A 5,725-nucleotide genomic window follows, 5' to 3' on the forward strand; every position below is an offset into this window, starting at 1 on the left:
AATATGAAAGGCAAGCGTGATACAACAAAAGAGTTTCGTGTGCCCTTATCATCTGAAGCATTAGACATTTTAAAACAAGCGCGGTTGCTTTCTCGCAATAATTTCTTCTTTTCTGCAACTGGTCGCGGTCTTCTTGCTACGAAGTGTATGGCTCAATACATGAGAGACAATAACCTTGAAGCCTGCCCCCATGGATTTCGCTCTAGTTTACGCAATTGGCTCGCTGAAACAACCGATGCCCCCTATGAGGTCGCTGAAACCATTCTAAGTCATACGGTAGGAGGACAAGTAGAGCGTGCCTATCGTCGTACTGACTATCTAGAACAACGCCGTGTCTATATGGATAAATGGGCGGCTTATGTCACTGGTCAATCTTAAGATATGGGGTGCATAACCCCATGATCTGTGGATAACTTTAGCTCTCTTCCCTCTCATTCCCTCTCAATTAGACTCATAATTTATCACATGAGAATTTATATGATAAAATATTGTTTTCTATAAATAAAACATCTTTCTAAATAAACCAAAATGTGGTTAATAAATGGTTATAGTTTGTTTTCTTTTTTATAGTGAAAGGATTTTAGAATGACAGAAAATGATATTCTTTTAACAGACCGTGAAAGTGCAAAATTGCTTCATATGAGTGTCTCAACATTCCGCCGTCATGTTACCAATGGTTCTCTCCCAAAACCTTTAAAATTTGGTTTTTTATCCCGTTGGTTACAATCAGATCTTTTGAATGTCATCGAACAAGCAAAACAGCAACGTTATAACGACGCGGCATAAAAAGAAAACCTTGTCACGTAAGAACGGACAAGGCTTTCTCAAACTCATCAACTTGGATGATAACAAAAACCGTCCTGTATCGCAACCTGGTTATAGGATTACTAAGTACATTCTACGCCATATTGCTTTACATACAATATTGAAATGTTGGATTGAGGGAACAGTCCCGCCGTTCCAAGAGAAGGCAAGGATGGCGGATTGTTAATCATCACAAACAGCAAAACTTAAGGCTGGCATTTGCGACTATTTTTATATTTTTTACAAAACGGGCTGTTCAAGCGCTTCTTGACACTGCGCTGTGGAACAACAGCGCCTGGACGACAAATGGGCAAGTTTTCGGCTTTATGATTCTCGCACCAAGTCCCTCCCCCCACTTTATCACGAAAACCTGATTGAATCATACAAGCTTCTATGGTCGCTATTGCATTGTAGCTGAGCTTTCTGCTTTCTGGATCAGTATCATAAGGGGTTGGCATGCCACATTCTAATAAGGCTTTTCCTACCTCAGTAAAATCAGTAACACCATTTTTCTCCCACGTAGCTATCTCTCCTAGAGGAGGTTTATCGATATTACATCCAGTTACACTCACCAAAACTATTCCACTTAATAGCTTTAAAATGTGTTTCATTTTTTACTCCATGATTTACTTAAAGGAAATTGTTCACGATGAGATGAGCCGTAAAACTTTTGGCATCTATAACCCACATCTCCAAGGCAAGTATGGACGCTGTTGGGATTTGAGAACATATTCCATGTTTCTTTCCACCAATTACTACCAGCAGGTATTGTCTCGTAGGTATAGCCATTGCCGCCAATCAATCTGCTTACAAAGTCATATCTATTCCCATCAAAACCAATAGTGGTTTGTTTGCCACCATTCACATAAGCTAACAGACCGGATGCCGCCAAGACATTAGCCGCTGGTCCATGGAAACTGATCGTTGTATTGCCTGCTACATCATTTACACCTTCTTGTTTGAAAGAATTCAGCATATTTCCCAATGTCATTGTCCCGCGACTATGTCCATAAAGTTCTAACCCTGTAATACCATGGCTATACACCAAATCTTTTGCTTCTTGTGTGGAATTGGTCAAACCCCAAAAGTTATTTTCCATAAACTTCTGATAGCCTGCAACCAGAAGCTCTGAGATAGCAGAATCGGCTTGGGGGAACACAACAAAATAAAGCGGTACATTTTTATTCTCCGCATGTTGCTCTGCATAAACAGCCGCTTCATAGGGTGGCGTAAAAATGCCATTGAGGGACACATGCACCTTGCCATCAGCACCTTCTTGCAAATGTTCCTTTTCCTCATCCGTTAAATAATGAAACTTAGGGATAGGTTGTCCACGAGCGCCTTTGATATACTGTCCATTTTCATCTATTTCATAGATTGTATTGCCCTTTTCATCACGGTCGACAACGGCGATGGGGTGCTCTTTGATAAACATGGTTTTATAGGAGTCATCGCTGTATTTAAACCCTTCTTCTAAGAGTTGAGTTACCATTTCACGGTTTTCATGGACGATTTGTTCCAGCTTGCCTACATCGAGCTGTTCTACACCCTTATGGGCGCTGGCAGTATCCCGATTAAGGGAGGCTATGGCTTGTTCCACGTCTTGTCCTGTCAGTGCCTTCTGCCCTGCTTCATCAGTAATGACGATAGTGCCATTGCTGATAGCGGATTTGGTATATCCTTCCTCTGAATCTTTAGCTTTTGAATGATCTAAGACATTTTTGACAATGTTTTTCCCGACACCATATTTGCCCTGATACATCGGACCACCCGCAGAAATGCTTAAACCTTGACTGCTAGCTTGCGCATGGGCACTGTTGCTGATATCATTGGTGCTAATGCTTCCTGTGGTCAGGCTGTTTTTTTCTGCCGGCGCAGTGCTGGCAATAAGCCCCCCAATTAGGGTCGTTTTATCTTTAACGTTGATCTTAAAGCCGCCATCACCCGCTTTGATGCCTGATTGTTCCACAACACTATGATAATCACTAGAGGATTTATCCTTGTTCAAGGCAATATTGGTTGTGGCTGTACCATCCTTTTCTCGGCTATTGTAACCAATGGAAACAGAGTTTTGCTTGCTGGAACTTTGTACCGTATCACTGCGGCTGGTAACGGAGAAATCACCACCAACACCCATTTCTACACGCTCGCCAGAAGCCACGGCGCCTGCCAATGTGGTGTTTGCCCCACTCGTTGTGTGAACTGTGCCGGTGCCAATAATATGGCTGTTCTTCTGGTGAACCTCCTCACTGGAACCCTTGCCTTTACCAAAAGAAGCATTCCCCATCCACCCTGTACCACCGGTACCATAACTATACCCAATATTCATTGAAGCGCTTTGCGTGTGGTTTTGTGTGCTTTGCGTATTTTGCGCACTTTCAAAAGTGATATCTTTACCTGCTTCCATGGTGATATTCCCGCTCTGTTCATCATTGCTTTGCATCGGGTTTATACCAGCGATAATATCGGCTCCAACACCATGGATGCTGCCTTTGTGGGCTTGCATATTAACAGCGCGTCCTGCTTCTATTGTACCTGTTAGCGCAGTAGAGGTCTCAACAGAAGCTTCTGCCTTCTCTGTCTTAAAGCCTACGGTTACACTAGCAGAAACATCAGCAATATCACGAATAGACTGTTTGTTTCCACCTTTCATCCCATTATAAAGACCTTTGCCTTTGTTATAGAGATCATAGCCTTTTAGACCAGCAATAAGACCATTGCCGATTTTGTGTTTTGTATCCCCATGACCAAAACGTTTGACTGCATCCTTTACATCTTTTACTGTACTAAGAATTCCCACATTGACAGAGCCTGTCACACCAGCAAAAGATTTTTCATGCTGTTCTTTTGCGTTAGAGGTATCATAGCTTTCTGATAGGGTGATATTATTGCCGGCATCAATAGCGAAGAAAAGTCAACCGCCTCACCCTCAATATTTGCCTTGCCATAGGCTAAAAGTTGCCCAAAATGAACGGGGGCATTTGTTTCTGGTTGTGCTTGAATGGCAACATTGTGATGCGACAGAATTGTTTGAGAAACAGATAGCCCGTTATGAGAAACCAGGGTGCTATCTCCTGCCCCATAAACACTTTCAGCGACAATCGCACCTTGAATGCTCTGGAGATCAACATCCCCTTGGGTGCCAAGAACAACAACACCAGCAGCACCCGTTGCCACCATATCAACCCCACCGGCTAAAAAATGAGCTTGTATATCACCACCGGCTTGCGCCTTGAGATTCTCTTGCGCTAAAATAATCCCCTCAAGCTTCAAGTCTCCGCCCGATTCAAGAGCCATATCAGCACCTGACCCTAGCCCTGAAACTTGAAGTGTCTGGCGCGAAGAAAGCTCCATCTTGCCCCCAGAGGTTGCCTTACCGGCAATCGATAAAAGCCCATTCTGCACCTCTATCTTCAAATGACCATCAGCGCCAACCGTTTCTAACGTCACATCCTTATGGGCAGCAATATCAATATGCTTTTTCGAGGTGATGTGTTTTGCCAATATGCTCTGGCTTTTCGATTTGAGGACAACACCCCCATGACCAAAAACATTCTTCAATGAAATTTTCCCATCAGCAGAAAGATGCAACTGCCCCGCATTGGCTGCCATATCATGGCGCATGCGAACCCCAACACCTTTTTCTGTTGCCACAAGTTTAATCTGATCCGCCTCTAGAGCCCCCAAAGCAGAACCATCTATCGCATATTCCGGTTTACCAGTAATATCGGTCAATTCTTTAATTTCCCGTGAAACATAATCAAAGTGACCTGTCCCTGCTGTCACTCCAATCTCCTTGCCCGCAACAGCTCCTTCAAAATGCACTGTGCGTGAGACAATATCGACAATATCAACCGCTCCTTGACCAGAGAAAAAATTGGCTCCCTTGGCACCAAAGGTAATATCCCCACCTCGCACCTCAAAGCCTTTCAAAAAACCGCTCGCATCAATTTCGGGAACACCTGTGGTTAAGGTCGCATGGAGCGTATTGATAAAACCACAACCATCACAGCTTATCCCATTGGGATTGGCTATAATCACATCGGCTGGGCTCCCAAAAATCTCTCCTGGACCATGAAGCGCACTGCGCTTGCTGCTGGTCACTTCATTTAAAATCACTTTCGCTGAACCCGTGAAACGCAAATGCGGATTGCCCGGCATAATGCCCCCCAACTGCGATTGCCCTACTTCTTGCGCATGATTGTTCCAAATCACACCCGGATTTCCAATATTAAAATCGTTATATTTATTATGTGATAAACCCTTGCCATTGGGAGTAACAATATCAATCGAGGAAACCCCATTGGGCGCTACCACTATATCTGGACGATAGGCGGCATTCGCGTTAGGATCCACAGTAATTTGCGCCTGTAACACTGAAGGGGCTAACAAACAAGAAAAACCAAGTCCCCCAAATAAAACCTTTTTGAGCATCGTACTGGAGACTAAAACACCTAATAAAGCTGCTCTTTCTTCTCTCTTCTCATATCTCACACTTTAATTCCCCAATAAAAAATGCTTAAAGTTCCATTGTTAATGTCATAAAAAATGTTCCTGATTTTTTGTGCTTAACTGTGCTCCAAAAAATACTGGAATAACTGGCATCAAGAGAGATCATGCCTCCCGCAAGCTTGACACCTACTGTCCAACCGGCAAGCTGGTCACTCTTAATCCCATACAAAACTTGCGAAAACACACGCCCATAATCCAAACCAACATAAGGGCGAAGTTCACCAAAAACTTTTTTAAAGGTCGCGTGATTGCTCCACGGAATAGTGCGTAGCAACAAATCATTCCGGCTAAAAAAACCGTTATTGCCAAAAAGAAAACTCTCACGCGTGCCACGAACATTGGAAGCCCCTCCCAACGAAATCTGTTCAGCACCCAATAAATTATGCGGTGAATATTGACCACTTAAAAG

At 43.4% G+C, this 5,725-nt stretch carries 6 protein-coding genes and 1 pseudogene; 3 read left to right on the top strand and 4 right to left on the bottom strand.

The features are described from left to right. From GGR08_RS07460 to GGR08_RS07470, 3 genes are all read left to right on the top strand, one after another. Positions 1 to 378: tyrosine-type recombinase/integrase (locus tag GGR08_RS07460; protein WP_425485760.1), on the top strand; the 378-nt coding region annotated here is incomplete at its 5' end. A 207-nt stretch (positions 379 to 585) separates the two neighbouring features. Then, complete coding sequence (locus GGR08_RS07465; protein ID WP_015856172.1) at positions 586 to 786, top strand: helix-turn-helix transcriptional regulator; 201 nt, start codon at positions 586 to 588, stop codon at positions 784 to 786. A gap of 10 nt (positions 787 to 796) precedes the next feature. Beyond that, positions 797 to 991: a hypothetical protein gene (locus GGR08_RS07470; RefSeq protein WP_183194693.1), complete on the top strand. Its 195-nt coding sequence runs from the start codon at positions 797 to 799 to the stop codon at positions 989 to 991. 19 nt (positions 992 to 1,010) lie between these two features. On the opposite strand, the gene GGR08_RS07475 is transcribed toward GGR08_RS07470, so the two are convergent. The 4 genes and pseudogenes from GGR08_RS07475 to GGR08_RS07485 all read right to left on the bottom strand — a co-directional run. After that, positions 1,011 to 1,415: a hypothetical protein gene (locus tag GGR08_RS07475; protein ID WP_183194694.1), complete on the bottom strand. Its 405-nt coding sequence runs from the start codon at positions 1,413 to 1,415 to the stop codon at positions 1,011 to 1,013. Further along, positions 1,412 to 3,604 carry a hemagglutinin repeat-containing protein gene (locus GGR08_RS08700; protein ID WP_425485761.1) on the bottom strand — a complete coding sequence of 731 codons (2,193 nt, stop codon included), beginning with the start codon at positions 3,602 to 3,604 and terminating at the stop codon, positions 1,412 to 1,414. Before GGR08_RS08700 ends, GGR08_RS07475 begins: the two co-directional genes overlap by 4 nt. A 98-nt stretch (positions 3,605 to 3,702) precedes the next feature. Further along, positions 3,703 to 5,298, bottom strand: a pseudogene (locus tag GGR08_RS08705) (filamentous hemagglutinin N-terminal domain-containing protein); the annotation flags it as partial. Between the two features lie 25 nt (positions 5,299 to 5,323). Then, positions 5,324 to 5,725, bottom strand: a 402-nt coding sequence (locus GGR08_RS07485; RefSeq protein ID WP_246350213.1) for a ShlB/FhaC/HecB family hemolysin secretion/activation protein, incomplete at its 5' end; no start/stop codon positions are given.

The sequence above is a fragment of the Bartonella fuyuanensis genome (assembly GCF_014197255.1).
In the GTDB taxonomy this organism is placed as follows: Bacteria; Pseudomonadota; Alphaproteobacteria; order Rhizobiales; family Rhizobiaceae; genus Bartonella; species Bartonella fuyuanensis.